The organism is Hyphomonas sp. (genome assembly GCF_046313735.1).
Taxonomy (GTDB): Bacteria; Pseudomonadota; Alphaproteobacteria; order Caulobacterales; family Hyphomonadaceae; genus Hyphomonas.
In genome coordinates, this window is the sequence record NZ_JBKBXW010000005.1 from 57,776 (window position 1) to 75,293 (window position 17,518).

The following is a 17,518-nucleotide window of genomic DNA, read 5'->3' on the forward strand; positions in this document are numbered from 1 at the left end:
ATGCTGTTCAATTCGCAGGTCTTCATCTTCCTGTTCCTGCCGGTCGTGCTGCTCGGCTTCTTCCTGCTGGCGCGCGCGAGCGGGCCGAGGTCTGCGCGCATCTGGCTGCTGGCCGCCTCGCTCGTCTTCTATGGATGGTGGAGCGTGCCCTTCCTTGGGCTGCTCATCGGCTGGATCGTCACGAACTACTTTATCGGCCAGCAGATCATAAAGGTGCGCCGGGAGCGGGGGGCAGCCACCTCGCGTTTGTGGGCGGCGGGCGGCATCGCGGCAAACCTCGCCGGGCTCGGCTATTTCAAATACGCGACCTTCCTGACAGGAACCGTCACGGCGCTGACCGGCATCGACTTTGCCATCGGCGCTGTCATCCTGCCGCTCGCGATCTCGTTCCATACCTTCCAGCAGATCGCCTACATCGCCGACCTGCAGAGCGGCCACGACCCGAAATACACGCTGTTCGAATACATGCTGTTCGTGTCGTTCTTCCCGCAGCTGATCGCCGGGCCGATCGTGCACCATTACGAACTGCTGCCGCAGATGAAGGACGACCGCACCTTCGGCTTCCAGCCGGACCGGTTCGCTGAAGGCGTTGCCTTCTTCGTCATCGGCCTCGTCAAGAAACTTGCCCTCGCTGATCCGCTCAGCAGCCTCGCCACGCCGGTCTTCGCAACGGCCACCGCATCACCGCCGGGCTTCGGAGAGGCCTGGCTCGCCGTAACTGCGTTCGGGCTCGGTCTCTATTTCGACTTTTCCGCCTATTCCGACATGGCCATCGGCCTTGCCCGGATGTTCGGCATCCGGCTGCCCTATAATTTCAACTCGCCTTACAAGGCGAACTCGATCATCGACTTCTGGCGGCGCTGGCACATGACGCTGTCACGTTTCCTGCGCGACTATCTCTACATCCCGCTCGGCGGTAACCGGCGCGGCGGCACGCGAAGGTCGGTGAACCTGTTCATCACCATGCTGCTCGGCGGGCTCTGGCACGGCGCGGCCTGGACTTTCGTGGTCTGGGGCGGGCTGCACGGGGCCTACCTGCTGGTCAACCATGCCTGGAACGGTTTCTGCGAGCGTCAGGCCAAGGCTGGCCGCGCCATTGAACTCGGTGTCGTGCCGTCGCGCATCCTGACGCTGATCGCCGTGATGATCGCCTGGTGCTTCTTCGCCGCGCCGAGCTTCGGCTCAGCCATGTCGGTCATGGGCGGCATGTTCGGCTTCAACGGGCTGATCGGGCCGGAGGCTGCCGACGCGCTCGCCCAGTCGATCCTCGTCGCCGGGCCGCTGGGTGTGCTGCGCAGCGGCGGGCTGACGGAGCTTGTGAACCAGGTTTTCCAGCTGCTGCCCTACCTGCTGGCCGTCTTTACCGTCTTCTGCCTGCCGAACTCCCAGGAAATCATCGACCGGCAGAATTCCGCAACGGACACCTCGCCAGTCACCACGCGCCTGCGCTTCACCCCCGGCATTGCAACAGGTGTTGCCGCTGCCGCAGCCTTCATCTTCGCACTGTCGCTGATGTCGGACGTGAAGGAATTCGTCTACTTCCAGTTCTGACGAGGCCCCGAAAGAGAACGCCCGCCCTGCGGTGGCAGGACGGGCGAAGGGTGTCTGGAGATATCAGACAGGATTATTTCGGGTGCAGGATTACCGGCATCCAGGTGTAGCCCTTCACGAAGGCGTTGGAGTTCAGCGAGGGCTCGGCCAGCACTTCGATATGCTCGAACCGCTCCATGATCTCTTCCCAGAGGATGCGCAGCTGCAGCTCGGCGAGGCGGTTGCCCACGCAGCGGTGGATGCCGAAGCCGAAGGACAGGTGACGGCGCGCATCCGCCCGATCGATGATGTAGTCGTTCGGGCGATCCCAGAAGCGCTCATCACGGTTGCCGGAAGCATACCACATGGCGATCTGGTCGCCCTTGCGGATCGTCTGGCCGTGCATTTCGACATCTTCCAGCGCCGTGCGGCGCATATAGGCGAGCGGCGTCTGCCAGCGGATCGTCTCGGACACCATGTTCGGAATCAGCGAGGGATCGGCCTTCAGCTTGGCATACTCGCCGGGGAATTTGTTCAGGGCATAGACCGAAGCCGTCATCGAGTTGCGGGTCGTGTCATTGCCGCCGACGATGAGCAGGATCACATTGCCGAGCAGTTCCATCGGCGTCAGGTTCTTGGTCTTCTCGCCATGCGCGAGCAGGCTCATTAGGTCCGGCTTCTGCGGCTGTTGCTGACGCTCTTGATAGATGCCCATGAAGGTCATCAGGCACTGCATCAGCTCGGCTTTCCACTGCTCCTCGCCGCCCGGGCAGATGTCCGGGTTGTGCAGGCCGGTCGCTGTGTCCGACCAGTGCGTGAGGTCGCGGCGGCGCTCGAAGGGATAGTCGAACAGCGTCGCAAGCATCATCGTCGTCAGCTCGACGGAGACGGTGTCTACCCAGTCGAAGGGTTCGTTCACCGGCAGGCTGTCCAGAAGGCCCTGCGTGCGGGAGCGGATCAGCGGTTCATAGACCTTCAGCATGTCCGGCGCGACGGCTGGCTGCACGGTCTTGCGCTGTTCAGAATGGCGCGGCTCATCCATGGCGATGAACATCGGCATTTCGAAGTCATTGATCGGCGGCCCGAGCGTGATGCCGCCATACTCCCAGCTGGAGGAGAAGCGCTTGTGGTCGGTGTCGATCGCCATGACGTCGTCGTAGCGGGTGACGGACCAATAGGGACCAGCCGGGGAGTCCGGGCAGTAGTGCAGGGGGGCTTCGTTGCGCATCCGCTCGAACCGGTCCCAGTAGCCGCCGCGGCGCCACAGTTCCGGGTCAATAAGGTTCAGCGTCGAAAGATCGATTTCGGAGGCCGGCGGGATCGGCGCGTTGAAGTGCAGGTTCGTCGCGTGCATCGGCTCGCGCTCGGTCACCTTCGGGCGCTGCAGCGCGGGATGATCGATGAAAGAAACGGTGTCGGCAGCCATGCCTGCTCCTCCTTGGTTCCGGCCCTCTTGATCGGGGCAAATCGCCTGATGAGGAGTATTTAGCATAGCCTGTTTGAAAAAACCATGACGCTTGCGTCATTTTTTTGCGCGGCGCGCGATGGCCGGTGATCAGCCCGGATGGCGCTCGGCTCGTGCAGCCGCGATGGCCCGTCGCAGGGCGCCTGCGAAGGCGGTCCGCTCGTCCGGCGTCAGGAAGCGTCCGATCACCCAGGCGGTGTTGCCATGCTCGATCCGCAGCCAGCTTTGCGGCCCTGCGGGCTCCTCGATTTCGACCCGGGCGAAGGCGGAGGGCACCTCGGCGCGCTTCTCCCGGCCCTTCGCGTCGCGGTGGTGCAGGCGCACGGCCCGCGCAGTGACCTGTACCCGCGTCTCTTCCCGCTGCTGGCGGAACGACCAGCGCAGCGCCAGCCAGATCGCCAGCAGGTCCAGCCCGAAAAAGCCCAGGACCGGCAGCGCGCCCATCGACCAGAACAACAGGCTAAGCAGGGCAAACCCCGTGCCCATCGCCACGATGAATACCCGAAACCCCTGCGGGCTGAGCGACCGGTTGGGCGTCAGCACAGCGTCCATGTAGATCGTTTCGGCCGGGTCGGTCATGCCTGCGCCAGTATCCTCCACCGGCAGGGGCCGGACAGGCTAAAAACCTAGCACGCCCTTGCACGCCGGGAAGGGCGCTCTATGCCTCACCCTATGCCTGATACGCCCAGACCCGCCGCCCGCCGCAAGCGCGGCCCCCCCCGCGCAAAGCTCACCCGCGCGCAGGCCGGCGAACTTTTCGCCGCCCTCGCCGCCGACCGGCCTGACCCGCGCACGGAACTCGACTTCGTCAACCCCTTCACGCTGCTGGTCGCTGTCGCGCTCTCTGCGCAGGCCACCGATGTCGGCGTCAACAAGGCGACCGCTAAACTGTTCGCCATTGCTGACACACCGGAAAAGATGCTCGCCCTGGGTGAGGAAGGCGTCGCCGCTCACATCCGCACAATCGGCCTGTGGCGGAACAAGACGCGCAACGTCATAGCCCTCAGCCGCCAGCTGATCGAGGAGTTCGGCGGCGAAGTCCCCCGCACGCGCGAAGCGCTGATGACGCTTCCGGGTGTTGGCCGCAAGACGGCGAATGTTGTCCTCAATGAAGCCTTCGGCGAGCCGACCATTGCGGTCGACACGCACATCTTCCGCGTCTCCAACCGCACCGGTCTTGCCCCGGGCCGCAACCCGGACGAGGTCGAGGCGGGCCTCGAGCGCATCACCCCGCCGGACTTCAAGAAGGGCGCGCATCACTGGCTGATCCTGCACGGGCGCTATGTCTGCAAGGCGCGCAGCCCGGCCTGCTGGCAATGCGCCATCGCCCATCTCTGCGCGCACAAACCGAAGACACCGGATCCCGCCCAATCTGCAGGCCTTGGCCCGAAGCGTCCGAGAAGGGCGGCAGATACAACTTGACCCGTCCGCCTCGCTTCCCGAAAGTCTGCCGAAGTAAGCCAGAACCAGAGGATGAAGACGCAATGCATCAAGGGTTGTGGAAAGCGGCTCCCCGGCAACCGCGCCGGCTTGTTGCGGCCCTTGCCGGGCTGCTTGTCATGGCGGCCTGTTCCGGCGGCGGTGGCGGCAGCAGCGCGCCGCCCGGATCTCCGCCACCTCCACCCCCGCCGCCGGGCGGCTCCGGGCCCACCTGGCAGCAGGGCGTGTTTGCAGCGGCAAGCACGTTCAAGGATCGCTGTGCAGCCCCGCGCACGGGCGTCGACATGGAGGGCCGCCCATTCCCGGACCGGGCAGGCACGGCTCTGGAGGAGCGGTTCTGGCTGCGCTCCTGGACGCATGAGACCTATCTCTGGAACACCGAAGTGCAGGACCGCAACCCGGCTGACTTCGCGGACCGGCGCAGCTATTTCAACATCCTGCGCACCTTCGCCCTGACCCCCTCCGGCAAGGAGAAGGACGACTTCCATTTCAGCGAACCGACGACCGAGTTCCTTGCTCGCCGCAATGCCGCGCCGAGTGCAACCTACGGCGCGAGCCTTCTGATCTTTTCCAATACACCGCCGCGAGATGTCCGCATCCGATATACCGAACCGAATTCACCGGCTTCGACAGTGGTTTCGGGGCAGGCAAACCTCGTGCGCGGTGCGCGGATCCTGCGCGTCAATGGCATCGATCTTGTGAATGCCAATTCTCAGTCGGATGTGAATGCGCTGAATGCCGCCCTGTTCCCGTCCCAGCCTGGCGTGACCACGACATTTGAAGTGCAGAACCCCGGCGGGGCAGCCCGTTCGATCACGATGACATCGGTGAACCTTTCGCCAAAGCCTGTGAACCGCACGTCCGTTATCAATACGCCGACCGGCCCTGTCGGCTATGTGCTGTTCAACACATTCAGCCCCTTCGTCAGTGAGCGGGAAATTTATGACGCGATGCTGGCGATGAGTTCCGCCGGCGTGAATGATCTTGTGCTCGACCTGCGCTACAATGGCGGCGGCCTTCTCGCGGTTGCCTCGCAGCTGAGCTACATGATCGCCGGCCAGGCCCGCACACAGGGCCGGGCATTCGAGCGGCTCCGCTTCAATGCCGCAGCGGGCAACCGCAATCCGGTTACGGGGCAGATCAACAATCCCATTCCGTTTTCCAGCACCGGGCAGGGCTTCACCCTCGCCAGCGGCACGCCCCTTCCGGCACTGAATCTGCCCCGTGTCTTCGTCCTCTCCACCGCCAGCACCTGCAGCGCGAGCGAAGCGGTCATCAACGGCCTGCGCGGCATCGGGGTCGAAGTTGTCCTCATCGGCAACACCACCTGCGGCAAGCCCTTCGGCTTCTACCCGCAGGACAATTGCGGCGAGACCTACTACACCATCCAGTTCCAGGGCACGAATGATGTGGGCTTTGGCGACTATGCCGATGGCTTCATCCCGAACAATTCTTCGGCGCCATTCGGCATTCGCCTGCCGGGATGCCAGGTGTCAGATGATTTCAGCAGGGAACTCGGCGATCCTGAGGAACGCCTTCTCTCCGCCGCGCTCGGCTACCGGGCCACGCTCAGCTGCCCATCCCCTGCTGCCGGAGAACTCACGCCCTCGCAGACGGTTGTGGAGCGGCTCCCCGGTGGCCTGCCGCTTGAAGCGCCGCGACCCTCGATCTTCGAGACCAACCGCGATATGACGTTGCCGCAATGACGAGGCGCCCGCGATGATCCTCCGCCTGCTGATGGCTGTTTCTGCCGCCGCCGTGCTTGGCGCGTGCCAGACGGCGGCGCGCCCTGCAACACTGGAAACGGAAGGCGCCGAAGAGGTCGAAACCCTCCGGCGCGTGCTGGCCGAAGCGCTCGGCCGCGGCCGGGTTGAGCTTGGTGCAGGCGACCTGACACGCGACTCCGTCATCTCCGTCCTGCCGCCGCCGCCAACCCCGCTTGAAGGCAACAGCCCCGCCATGCCGGAACTGTTCGACCTGTTGCTGACGCCTGAGGGATGCTTCGTTCGCCGTCAGAGCACGGACGAGATGTTCGCCCTGCCGGGCGTCAGCTGCCGGGCCGTGCAATAGCGGTCAGCGGCCCAGCCGCCGCGCAATCGCCGCCGCCATCCGCTCGCCGAGCTCCGGGCCTTCCTTCGGATAGAGATACGGCTCGATCACTTCGAGCTCCATCAGCTGGAGCCCGCCATCGGCGCCGCGCAGCATGTCCACCCGACCATAGAGCGGGGCCGCGTCCAGCGTGCCGATCACTGCCTTTGCAGCGTCAAGGTCTTCCGCCGATGGCTGGATTGCCTCTTCCCGCCCGCCATAGCTCGACTGGATGCGGTAATCGCCCGGCTGCGCCCGCTTCACCAGCGCGTGGCAGAATTCCCCATCGATGAAGATGAAGGACAGCTCCCCTTCCTCTTTGATCATCGGCAGGAAGGGCTGCACCATCATCGGGTGGGGCATTTCGGGCACGGCCTCGCCGCGCGCCAGAAGATGCTGCCCCTTCGCGCCCGCGCCGACCTGCCGCTTGAACACCAGCCGCTCCGCGCCCAGCGTGTCGAAGGCCGCCCGCGCCTCGGCTTCGCCGCACCTGTCGATCCAGAGCGTCGGGATCAGCTTCGCACCCTTCGCCTCAAGGTCCTTGAGGTATGTCTTGCGCGCATTCCAGCGCACCAGCGAGACAGGATTGAACAGCCGCGTCACGGCCTCGATCCGCTCCAGCGCCGCCAGAAAGTCCTCCAGCCGGTCCCAATAATCCCAGGTCGTCCCGATGATCACCGCCTCATAGCCGGCCCAGTCTGCCTTCGGGTCGTCCCAGGACACGTCCTCAATGCTGATCCCCCGGGCGGCAAAAGCCGGGCGCAGCGCATCCATGGTGAAATCATGCTCGAACGCATCTGTCCGGCGGATGGCTGAGCCGGGCAGGGTCACGCGGCTGGCAAGGTAGGCAATCTTTGTCATCTGGCGGCCTTCCGGGCTGGCAGTTTCGCAAGGCGTGCGCTCTAGCCAGCCTCGGGCCTTGTGTCCACGGCCTGCCTCTGGCAAGCGCCGGTAAAGTCAGATCTGTCCCAGCCACTTCCGGAGGCCGCTTCCTTGTCCCAGCCGAAATATGATGTCGCCGGTCTCGGCAATGCCATCGTGGATGTCCTCGCCCGCGCCGATGATGCTTTCCTTGCCGAGCACGGCATCATGAAGGATGTGATGCAGCTGGTGGACGAGCCGCGCGCGCTGGAGCTGACGGAGCTCGCGAAAGACGCGGTGATTACTTCCGGCGGTTCCGGCGCCAACACGATCGCGGGCATCTCCAGCTTCGGCGGTAAGGCTGCCTATATCGGCAAGATCTCCAACGACACGCTGGGCCACCAGTTCATGCGCGAGATGATGAAGGCCGGCGTGCCCTTCCATACCCGCCCGCTGGAGGAAGGCCCGGCAACGGCCCGATCGGTCATCTTCGTCACCGAGGATGGTCACCGCAGCATGAACACCTATCTCGGCGCCTCCGTCCTGTTCACCCGCGACGATGTCGACCCCGGCCTCATCCGCGACAGCGCCATCCTGTATCTCGAAGGCTATCTGTTTGACCGCGACGAAGCGAAGGAAGCCTTCGTCTATGCCGCTGAAGTTGCGCGGGCAGCCGGACGCAAGGTCGCCATCACCCTGTCGGACATGTTCTGTGTAGATCGCCACCGGGCGAGCTTCCGGCACCTTGTGAAAGGCTTCTCGGATATCGTCTTCGCCAATGAAGCCGAACTTCTCTCGCTCTACGAGACAGACAATTTCGACGAAGCGCTGCGGGCGCTGCAGTCGGAGAGCGCGATTGCCGCCGTCACCCGCAGCGCCAAGGGCTCCGTTGTCATCGGCGAGGGCACCCCGATTATCGTGCCCGCAGAGCCTGTCAGCGAAGTGGTCGATACAACCGGGGCCGGGGACCAGTACGCCGCCGGCTTCCTGTTCGGCATGGCCCGGGGGCTGCCTCTCGCCACCTGCGCGCGGCTCGGCCACATTGCCGCCGGCGAGGTCATCAGCCATATCGGCCCGCGTCCCGCCACTTCCTACAAGTCGCTGGCCGAGGCGGCGGGCATTTCGGCCTGAACCTCCGGAAAAAGCGTTTCTTTCTGGAACTTTGGCGATTCTGCGCTAGAATGCGCGCATGAAATGGTCAGACCTCAACGATAACTGGTGCCCGGTTGCCCGCACATTGTCCGTGGTCGGCGACCGCTGGACGCTGCTGATCCTGCGCGACTGTTTCCTTGGCAAGTCGAAGTTCGAGGAGTTTGCCGCCTCGGGCGGCATGACCCGGCACATCCTCGCCGACCGGCTGAAACGCCTCGTCGAGGCTGGCATCCTGGAGCGCCGCCTCTATTCCTCCGCCCCGAAACGGTATGATTACGTCCTGACCGAGCGGGGCGAGGAACTCGGCCCCGCCCTGCGTATCATGAAGGAATGGGGCAAGAAGCACCTGCCCGTCAGGCGACCGGCAGATCAGACCGGATAGCGCAGCACCGCGCCGACCGAGCGGCCGCCCGGCACTTCGCCCTTGCGTACCGCCATCACGCGCCCACCGTTGAGGAGCACGCGGCGGGCCACCTCGTCTACCAGTGCATAGGTCTCCGCTGTTTCAGCCTCGGCGAAACTGACCCGGCCTGCATCGTCGATGCTGCCGGGGCGGGCGTCATCGAGATCGGCAAACAGCATATCGACCGCGCCCAACGTTGCGGCCCGCGCCACATCGGTCAGGTCCGTTGCCGTCCGCCCGCTGGCCGCGCGCGCCTCAAAGGTCCCTGCCGCCACTTTCAGTTCGTCCGCATACACTGCATCCAGAACCGGAATGGCAAGACGCGCCAGTTCTGCGTCCTTGGTATTGTCCGGGCTCACATCGATCTGCTGCGCCGCCAGCCGGTGATAGGTGTTCACATGGGGATAGAGGTGCGAGAGCGGGTTCACCGCTGCCACGATCAGCGGCGTGTCGCGCCCGCTCAGCACGGGCCGCAGCGCGCTGTCGATGGCGCGCAAGTAAGATAGGTGGCGGAAGCGCTGGCCTTCCTCGCCGTGGATGCGGGTGAAGGCAGATTTGTCATTGATGGTCGACTTGCCGGCATGGCTCGCGGCGTCCTTGGGCAGGCCGGGCACCTTCACCTTCTTCGGCGGCATGTCGGAGAACATCTGGATCAGCCGCACGCCATTCTCTGCGACCGCCAGGATGAAGGCCTCATGCGGAAACGTCACCGCGCGCAGCAGCGGCAACAGGTGGAACCGGTCAGACACTTCGACATTCGCGTTCAGCTTGTTGGCAAGCCGGAACGTCGTCACGCCCTCGGGCGTTGCGAACACGGCCAGGCTGTTGGCCTGCACGCGCCAGAAGCTGTCATCATCGGCGAGATGCATCAGATTGATCTCGATCACCCCCACTATGCGTTTGTCATGGCCGGCCGCCTGCATCTGTTGCACCGCCTCGCTGACGAGGTGCCGGAACTCGATCCGCGCCTTGCCGATCTTCTGCGTCAGCGGCGTCGTCGGCAGGTAGATCGAGACACAAAGGCCGCCCTCAAGCGTGTTCAGGCGGGCAATGTCCCGTTCCGTGGGCGTATCGACGTAAAGCATGGCGTGGCTCCTTTTTTCCGGGGTCTGGGCGCTGGTATCCTGTCAGCTAGGGAAAGTCAGAAATGGTTGGAATACGGAGGTTTACGAGGCGCAACTCAAAGAATGAACTTCGAAAGGTCCGCGTTCCCCACAAGGCTGCCGACCTTCTCGTCCACCATGGCGGCGGTAACGGTGAAGGTCTCGCCGCCCTTGTCGGGCGCGTCGAAGCTGATCTCGTCCAGCAGGCGCTCAAGCACGGTCTGCAGGCGCCGCGCGCCGATGTTCTCGACCGATTTGTTCACCGCCTCGGCAAGGTCGGCAATCCGGTCGATGGCCGCATCCTCGAACACCAGCGTCACATTCTCCGCCGCCATCAGCGCCTCATACTGGCGGATCAGGCTGGCCTGCGGTTCCACCAGGATGCGGCGAAGGTCTTCGCGCGTCAGCGCCTCCAGTTCTACCCGGATCGGCAGGCGCCCCTGAAGCTCCGGCAGCAGGTCGGACGGCTTCGACACATGGAACGCGCCTGAGGCAATGAACAGGATATGGTCGGTCTTCACCGACCCGCGCTTGGTCGAAACGGTCGTGCCTTCGATCAGGGGCAACAGGTCGCGCTGCACGCCCTCGCGGCTCACATCCGCCCCGCCGCGATCCTTGCGCGCGGCGATCTTGTCGATCTCGTCGAGGAAGACGATGCCATCCTCCTCCACCGCCGAGACCGCCTCGCGCACGATCTGGTCTTCATCCACCAGCTTGTCGGCTTCCTCGTTCAGCAACGGCTTTGCCGCCTCGGCCACGGTCGTGCGCACGCGCTTGGTGCGCCCGCCCATCGCCTTGCCGAGCATCTCGCCCAGATTGATCATGCCCATCGACCCGCCTTGCCCCGGCAGGTCGAACATCTGCATCGGCCCGCCGGTCTCGGCAAAGTCGATATCCACTTCCTTGTCGTCGAGTTCGCCCGCGCGCAGCTTCCGGCGGAACACTTCGCGGGTCGAGCTTTGCGCTTCGGCGCCGACGAGCGCGTCCAGCAGGCGTTCCTCCGCCCGGTCGCGCGCCTGCGGCTCGACGCCTGCGCGCTTCTGCTCGCGGATCATCGCGATGGCCGCCTCCACCAGGTCGCGCACGATCTGTTCCACATCCCGGCCAACATAGCCGACCTCTGTGAACTTCGTCGCCTCCACCTTCAGGAATGGCGCATTGGCCAGCCGCGCGAGGCGGCGGGAAACTTCTGTCTTGCCCACGCCGGTCGGGCCGATCATCAGGATGTTCTTCGGCGTGATCTCGCCGCGCAAAGCCTCGGGCGCCTGCTTGCGCCGCCACCGGTTGCGCAGCGCGATGGCAACGGCGCGCTTGGCGGCGGCCTGTCCGACGATGTGACGGTCGAGTTCCGCGACAATTTCGCGAGGGGTCAGGTGTTTCATCAGGGAATCCCGCATCAGGGCCTTCAGGAAGGGCAGGGGGCCGGCGGTCAGCCCTCCAGCACTTCCAGGCTGAAATGGTCATTGGTGTAGACGCAGATGTCCGCGGCGATCTGCATCGCCTTGCGCCCGATCAGCTCGGCGTCCTGCTCATAGTCGAAGAGCCCGCGTGCTGCGGCGAGGGCATAATTGCCGCCCGATCCGATCGCGACGACCGGATATTCGGGCTCCAGCACATCGCCAGCGCCGGTGATCACCAGCGTCGAGGCGGTGTCCGCCACGATTAGCAGCGCCTCCAGCTTCTGAAGGTAGCGCTCGGTGCGCCAGTCCTTGGCCAGTTCCACAGCGGCCCGCTGCAGCTGGCCGGGAAAGCGCTCCAGCTTGGTCTCAAGCCGTTCGAACAGGGTGAACGCATCGGCCGTTGCCCCGGCAAAGCCCGCCAGAATCGCCCCTCCGGCAATCCGGCGCACCTTGCGCGCGTTCCCCTTCATTATGGTCTGGCCCATCGAAACCTGGCCATCGCTCAGCATGACCAGCTTGCCGTTCTTGCGCACCGCCAGCACCGTTGTGCCGTGCCAGAGCGTTGTTTCTGCCTGAGTGTCTGTCATCCGGCACACATGGCGGTTTTGGGGCCCCTGCGCAATACGGCAGCACCGGCTGCGAAATACAGAAGATTGTCACATAACTGTCGCGCGGCGCTACTATGGGAGGGCTCGCTCCACCCGGAAGGACTGTCATGTTTCAGACGCTCGGCCATTTGCCGATGGGCTGGCTCCTGATTGCCCTGCTCGCTGTCATCGCGTCCATTGCGTTCTTTCTCGGCCGCGTCCGGGCAGAAGCGCTGATTGCGGCAGGCGGCGGGCTGCATTCACGCCCGAACTATCATGGTTACTATGTGGCGATGTTCGCGGCCCTTCCGGCGCTGCTGGCCGCGTTGTTTTACCTTTTCGGCGCCGAATCGCTGGTACGGGAGCATCTTTCCGGCGAGCTTCCGGCGGCCTTCGGCCTGCTGTCCGAACCTGAGCTGAAAGTCTATCTGGACGCGGTGTCGCTGGCGGCGTTCTCGCGCAGCACCGGGACGACCGATCCGGTCTTCGCGGCGGTCACCAACCGTTACCTCGAAATCCGCGGGACTCTGAACCTCGTCCTGCTCATTCTTGTTGTCCTGGCGGCCGCCGCGGCCGCGTTCTGGGCGCGCCGGCGCCTGGCCGCCCAGTTCCGGGCCCGGGCCGTGGTGGAGCGGGGCATGGAGGGCGTGCTGCTCCTCTGCGCGGGTGTCGCCATCGCGACCACCGTCGGCATCATCGCGTCGCTGCTGTATGAAAGCATCCAGTTCTTCCGCGCGGTGCCGATCTGGGAATTCCTGTTCGGCACCCGCTGGAACGCCCAGACAGAAGCTGAGTTCGGCGCCCTGCCGCTCTTCTTCGGCACATTCATGATCGCGCTGATCGCGATGATTGTCGCCGCGCCCATCGGCCTGTTCTCGGCGATTTACCTTTCGGAATATGCGGGCCCGAAGACCCGCGCCTGGGTGAAGCCGATCCTCGAAATCCTCGCCGGTATCCCGACCGTGGTCTATGGCTTCTTCGCGCTGCTGGTCGTCGCCCCGGCTGTGCGCGCGGGCGCCGTCTGGATCAACGAGACGCTGATGGCCGCCGGAATCGCCAGCGAGCCGCTGCTGGCCGCCCAGCCGACCAGCGCGCTCGCCGCCGGTATCGTCATGGGCATCATGGTGATACCATTCGTCTCATCCCTCTCTGATGATGTGATCAATGCCGTGCCGCAGACCCTGCGCGATGGCTCCTACGCCCTCGGGGGCACCAAGTCAGAAACCGTCCGCCAGGTTGTGATCCCGGCAGCGCTGCCCGGCATCATTGCCGCGCTCCTGCTCGCTGTATCCCGCGCGATTGGCGAGACGATGATCGTCGTGATGGCCGCCGGCAAGAGTGCCCGCATCTCGATGGACCCGACCACGGACCTCACCACCATCACCGTCCAGATCGTCTCGCTGATGACCGGCGAGACCGGCTTCGACGATCCGAAAACCCTCTCCGCCTTCGCGCTCGGCCTTGTGCTCTTTGCGGTCACGCTTGTGTTCAACGTCATCGCTTTGCGCGTCGTGCAGAAATACCGGGAAAAGTATGACTGATCCGGCCATCCCCACCTTCAGCACCGAGGCCGCCGTCCGGCGCCTCAAGCGCCGCCGCGCCGCCGATCTGCGCTTTCGCTATTACGGGCTCGGCGCGATCGTGCTGGCGCTCAGCGCGCTCGTTCTGCTCGCGGTCTCGATTGGCGCGCAGGCGGTGTCCGCGGCGACCTACCATGTCGTCACCTATAGCGTCACGCTGGACCGCGACCTGATCGCCCCGCCCGGGGAGGACCAGCCGGACGACATCGCCCGCAATGTCGATGGCTTCTACTATATCGCCAGAGACAACCTGATCGCCACTTTCCCGGAATCCGATTCCGACCGTGCCTCGCGCCGCGAGATCTCGGACTTCCTGACCCGGCTTGCAGTCCTGCCCACCGCCCGAAAGGTCGCCCGCCAGCCCGAACTGATCGGCAGTGACATCACCTTCCGGGCACCGCTGAATGACGATCTCGACCTCTACCTGAAACGCCAGGGCATCGGCGAACGCCGCTATCGCTCCGGCGCAATTACCGGGCTCGAAGCACTGGATGATGTGTCGGCCCGCCTCTCCGGCCCGGATGCCTTCGCCTCCCTCACCGCGCCGATCACACTCAAACTTTCCGAAGGCGCCCTGGAGGAGGACATCTCCGTCCTCATCACCTCGGGCCGCTCGACCGGTCGCCTCTCGGACATCACCGCAGGCAGTGCCCGCCTCGAATTGTTGACCGGATCGCTGGATGATTTCCGCGCGGCCAGCGGCCTCGTCCTGCGCCTGCTGGACCTGCCGGAGGCCCGCCGGCCAATCACGGACCGTCAGATCGCCTGGACCCTGGCGCTGCAGGACATAGGCCGCATTGACCGCGTGCCGCGCTGGTCGCTGCTGACCAACACGGACTCCACCTATCCGGAACTCGCCGGCGGCCTTGCGGCCATTGTCGGCTCCTTCCTGACGCTGATCATCACCGCCCTTGTTGCCATCCCCATCGGTATCCTCGCGGCGGTCTACCTTGAGGAATTCGCGTCCAAGAACCGGGTTACGGATTTCATCGAGGTCAACATCAATAACCTCGCCGCTGTGCCATCAATCGTGTTTGGCCTGCTTGGCGCGGCGCTTTACCTGAACTTCCTTGGGATGCCCCGATCTGCGCCGATTGTCGGCGGCCTCGTGCTGGCGCTGATGACTTTTCCGGTGGTGATCATTGCCTCGCGCGCTGCGCTGAAGGCGGTGCCGCCCTCGGTGCGGGCCGGCGCCCTCGCAGTCGGCGCCTCGCCGATGCAGACGGTGTTCCACCACGTCCTGCCACTCGCCGCGCCCGGCATCTTCACCGGCGCCATCCTCGGCATGGCCCGCGCGCTGGGCGAAACCGCGCCGCTGCTGCTGATCGGCATGGTCGCTTTTGTCGGCGACGTGCCCTCCGGGCCGAGCGACGAGTCGACCGTGTTGCCCGTGCTGATCTTTAGCTGGTCGAATAATGCCGAACGTGCCTGGGAACCGATGACATCGGCCATGATTGTCATCCTGCTCATCTTCCTTCTGGCAATGAACGGTCTGGTGGTATTCCTGAGACGCAAGTATGAGCGGAGATGGTAATGGATACAGTTCAATCGCCTCAGGCCTCCGCCCCGGCTGAGCCAACCGCCAATGGCGCCCCGCGCATCGACTGCCGGGATATCCGTGTGTTCTATGGCGAGACCGAAGCCATCCATGGCGTTTCGTTGAGCTTCCCTGACCGGGCGGTCACCGCCCTGATTGGTCCGTCGGGCTGTGGCAAGTCCACCTTCCTGCGCTGTCTCAACCGCATGAACGACACGATTGAGAATTGCCGCGTAGAAGGCGAGATCCTGATGGAGGGGCAGGATATCAACGATCCGTCCGTCGACCCGGTCCTGTTGCGATCACGGGTGGGCATGGTGTTCCAGAAGCCGAACCCGTTTCCGAAATCGATTTATGACAACATCGCTTATGGCCCGCGCATTCACGGCCTCGCTTCCGGCCGGGAAGACCTTGACGCCATCGTCGAGAAATCCCTGCGCCGCGCCGGCCTCTGGGAAGAGGTGAAGGACCGCCTGCAGGCGCCTGGCACCAGCCTCTCCGGCGGCCAGCAGCAGCGGCTCTGCATCGCCCGCGCCATTGCCGTCAGCCCCGAAGTCATCCTGATGGACGAGCCCTGCTCGGCGCTCGACCCGGTCGCAACCGCGCGCATCGAGGAACTGATCGACGAGCTGCGCAAGCGCTACTGCATCATCATCGTCACCCACTCCATGCAGCAGGCGGCCCGAGTCAGCCAGCGCACGGCATTCTTCCATCTGGGCCATCTCGTGGAGCTCGGCGACACTGCCCAGATATTCACGAACCCGCGCGAAAAGCGCACCGAGGACTATATCACCGGCCGGTTTGGCTGACGGAGGCACACATGTCCGAACACATCGTCTCGGCTTATTCTGACGAACTTGAAAAGCTCTCTGCCGATCTGATGCGCATGGGCGGCATCGCCGAGACCATGATTACGGACTCCTGCCGGGCGCTCAGCGCGAACGACCTTGCCCTCGCGCAAGTGGTCATCCAGCGCGATCCTGAAGTGGACGCCATCGAGGCCGATGTCGAAAAGCAGATCGTCAGCCTCATTGCCCGCCGCCAGCCGATGGGCCATGATCTGCGGCTGATCCTTTCCGCCCTGAAGATTGCGGGCGAGCTGGAGCGGATTGCCGACCTCTCGAAGAACATCGGCAAGCGCGCGCTGAAGCTCGACGATTATGTCAGCGCCGAGATGCGTAATGCCATCCTGCGCATGTCGCGCCCCGTGTCTCGCCAGCTGAACCAGGTGCTCGATGCCTACGGGTCCGCCGATCCCAACCTCGCCCGTGATGTCTGGGCCAGTGATGACGATGTTGACCAGCATTACAACGCCGTCTTCCGCGAGATGCTCACCTATCTGATCGAGGATCCCCGCCGCATTTCCGCCGGCGCCCACATGTTGTTCATCGCCAAGAACCTGGAACGTATTGGTGATCATTGCACGAATATCGCCGAGTTCGTTTTTTATCAGGCGACCGGCGAATACCTCTCCGCCCTGGAACGGCCGAAGCTGGACCAGGTGTAGGGGAGGCGAGGCGTAACGCGTATCCGGAGTTGAACGATGAAACCCTATGTGCTGGTCGCAGAAGACGAAAGCGCAGTGTCTGAACTCCTGCTCTACAATCTCCGCAAGGAGGATTACGAGGTCAGCGTCGCCGCCGATGGTGAAGAAGCGCTGATGATGATTGAGGAGCGTGCGCCCGATCTCCTGCTGCTCGACTGGATGCTGCCTAAGGTTTCCGGCATCGAGATCTGCCGCCGCGTGCGCGCCACTGGCGTCAATCCGAACCTGCCGATCATCATGCTGACGGCGCGCGGCGAGGAAAGCGACCGGATCCGGGGGCTCGATACCGGCGCCGATGATTACGTCACCAAACCCTTCTCGACGATCGAGCTGATGGCCCGTGTCCGCGCGGTCCTGCGCCGCATCCGCCCGGGCCTCAAGGAAGACCGCATCACCGTCGGGGATATTGAGATCGACCGCGTCGCCCACCGCGTCACCCGCAACAGCGAGGACATCCATCTCGGCCCGACAGAGTTCCGCCTTCTCGACTATTTCATGCAGCATCCGGGCCGCGTCTTCTCGCGCGAACAGCTCCTCGACACGGTCTGGGGCTCGGATGTCTATGTCGAGGCGCGCACGGTGGACGTGCATGTCGGCCGCCTGCGCAAGGCGCTCCGCCAGGCCGGCGGCGACGACCCTATCCGCACTGTCCGCTCCGCCGGCTACGCCCTGCGGGCAGACTGAGCGATCAATTCGATCTGCTCGGTGTTCGTCACTCCCGACCAGCGTAGCTGGTCTGGGAGCCCATCTCCTGCCATCACCGGCCTAAAAAAGGGGCGGAACCGTGCGGCTCCGCCCCTCCGTACCCGGATTAAACCCCAAAAGT

Annotated in this window: 17 protein-coding genes; 11 read left to right on the plus strand and 6 right to left on the minus strand. The window is 64.4% G+C overall.

All coding sequences use genetic code 11. The annotated features are described in order from the left end of the window. Nucleotides 1–1,551 (plus strand): MBOAT family O-acyltransferase, encoded by a 1,551-nt coding sequence (locus ACK4SV_RS04015; protein ID WP_409916513.1) that lies wholly within the window; start codon nt 1–3, stop codon nt 1,549–1,551. A gap of 73 nt (nt 1,552–1,624) precedes the next feature. On the opposite strand, the gene ACK4SV_RS04020 is transcribed toward ACK4SV_RS04015, so the two are convergent. Then, on the minus strand, nt 1,625–2,956 hold the full coding sequence (locus ACK4SV_RS04020) for a cytochrome P450 (RefSeq protein ID WP_409916514.1): 1,332 nt from the start codon (nt 2,954–2,956) through the stop codon (nt 1,625–1,627). 129 nt (nt 2,957–3,085) lie between these two features. Further along, complete coding sequence (locus ACK4SV_RS04025) at nt 3,086–3,574, minus strand: DUF2244 domain-containing protein (protein WP_409916515.1); 489 nt, start codon at nt 3,572–3,574, stop codon at nt 3,086–3,088. A gap of 81 nt (nt 3,575–3,655) precedes the next feature. Here ACK4SV_RS04025 and nth point away from each other — a divergent pair, with 81 nt between their 5' ends. The 3 genes from nth to ACK4SV_RS04040 all read left to right on the plus strand — a co-directional run bounded on the left by nth (nt 3,656) and on the right by ACK4SV_RS04040 (nt 6,505). After that, nucleotides 3,656–4,417: an endonuclease III gene (gene nth, locus ACK4SV_RS04030; RefSeq protein WP_409916516.1), complete on the plus strand. Its 762-nt coding sequence runs from the start codon at nt 3,656–3,658 to the stop codon at nt 4,415–4,417. 242 nt (nt 4,418–4,659) lie between these two features. Further along, nucleotides 4,660–6,141 (plus strand): S41 family peptidase, encoded by a 1,482-nt coding sequence (locus ACK4SV_RS04035; RefSeq protein ID WP_409916517.1) that lies wholly within the window; start codon nt 4,660–4,662, stop codon nt 6,139–6,141. Between the two features lie 13 nt (nt 6,142–6,154). Next, nucleotides 6,155–6,505, plus strand: coding sequence for a hypothetical protein (locus tag ACK4SV_RS04040; protein WP_409916518.1), 351 nt, complete (start codon nt 6,155–6,157; stop codon nt 6,503–6,505). 3 nt (nt 6,506–6,508) lie between these two features. On the opposite strand, the gene ACK4SV_RS04045 is transcribed toward ACK4SV_RS04040, so the two are convergent. After that, nucleotides 6,509–7,384: a RimK family alpha-L-glutamate ligase gene (locus ACK4SV_RS04045; protein WP_409916519.1), complete on the minus strand. Its 876-nt coding sequence runs from the start codon at nt 7,382–7,384 to the stop codon at nt 6,509–6,511. Nucleotides 7,385–7,516: 132 nt separating this feature from the next. On the opposite strand from ACK4SV_RS04045, the gene ACK4SV_RS04050 reads away from it, so the two are divergent. Then, complete coding sequence (locus ACK4SV_RS04050; protein ID WP_409916520.1) at nt 7,517–8,515, plus strand: adenosine kinase; 999 nt, start codon at nt 7,517–7,519, stop codon at nt 8,513–8,515. A gap of 58 nt (nt 8,516–8,573) precedes the next feature. After that, complete coding sequence (locus tag ACK4SV_RS04055) at nt 8,574–8,918, plus strand: winged helix-turn-helix transcriptional regulator (RefSeq protein ID WP_409916521.1); 345 nt, start codon at nt 8,574–8,576, stop codon at nt 8,916–8,918. On the opposite strand, the gene ACK4SV_RS04060 is transcribed toward ACK4SV_RS04055, so the two are convergent. The 3 genes from ACK4SV_RS04060 to hslV form a co-directional block, all read right to left on the minus strand. Continuing rightward, the gene (locus ACK4SV_RS04060) at nt 8,906–10,024 is read right to left on the minus strand and encodes a hypothetical protein (RefSeq protein ID WP_409916522.1); all 1,119 of its coding nucleotides are present in this window, start codon (nt 10,022–10,024) and stop codon (nt 8,906–8,908) included. The two genes, ACK4SV_RS04055 and ACK4SV_RS04060, sit on opposite strands and share 13 nt — an antisense overlap. Nucleotides 10,025–10,119: 95 nt before the next feature. Continuing rightward, nucleotides 10,120–11,424 (minus strand): ATP-dependent protease ATPase subunit HslU, encoded by a 1,305-nt coding sequence (gene hslU, locus ACK4SV_RS04065; protein WP_409916523.1) that lies wholly within the window; start codon nt 11,422–11,424, stop codon nt 10,120–10,122. Between the two features lie 47 nt (nt 11,425–11,471). After that, nucleotides 11,472–12,029 (minus strand): ATP-dependent protease subunit HslV, encoded by a 558-nt coding sequence (gene hslV / locus ACK4SV_RS04070; RefSeq protein WP_409916524.1) that lies wholly within the window; start codon nt 12,027–12,029, stop codon nt 11,472–11,474. A gap of 128 nt (nt 12,030–12,157) precedes the next feature. On the opposite strand from hslV, the gene pstC reads away from it, so the two are divergent. From pstC to phoB, 5 genes are read left to right on the plus strand one after another with little or no spacing between them, the layout of a single operon-like run. Next, nucleotides 12,158–13,570, plus strand: coding sequence for a phosphate ABC transporter permease subunit PstC (gene pstC, locus ACK4SV_RS04075; RefSeq protein WP_409916525.1), 1,413 nt, complete (start codon nt 12,158–12,160; stop codon nt 13,568–13,570). Further along, nucleotides 13,563–15,143: a phosphate ABC transporter permease PstA gene (pstA, locus tag ACK4SV_RS04080; protein ID WP_409916526.1), complete on the plus strand. Its 1,581-nt coding sequence runs from the start codon at nt 13,563–13,565 to the stop codon at nt 15,141–15,143. The genes pstC and pstA overlap by 8 nt, the downstream gene beginning before the upstream one ends. Then, nucleotides 15,143–15,955, plus strand: a complete 813-nt coding sequence (gene pstB / locus ACK4SV_RS04085) for a phosphate ABC transporter ATP-binding protein PstB (RefSeq protein WP_409916527.1) — start codon at nt 15,143–15,145, stop codon at nt 15,953–15,955. Before pstA ends, pstB begins: the two co-directional genes overlap by 1 nt. Before the next feature lie 11 nt (nt 15,956–15,966). After that, nucleotides 15,967–16,653 carry a phosphate signaling complex protein PhoU gene (gene phoU / locus ACK4SV_RS04090; RefSeq protein WP_409916528.1) on the plus strand — a complete coding sequence of 229 codons (687 nt, stop codon included), beginning with the start codon at nt 15,967–15,969 and terminating at the stop codon, nt 16,651–16,653. 36 nt (nt 16,654–16,689) lie between these two features. After that, nucleotides 16,690–17,376: a phosphate regulon transcriptional regulator PhoB gene (gene phoB, locus ACK4SV_RS04095; protein WP_409916529.1), complete on the plus strand. Its 687-nt coding sequence runs from the start codon at nt 16,690–16,692 to the stop codon at nt 17,374–17,376. The last annotated feature ends 142 nt before the right edge of the window (nt 17,377–17,518 follow it).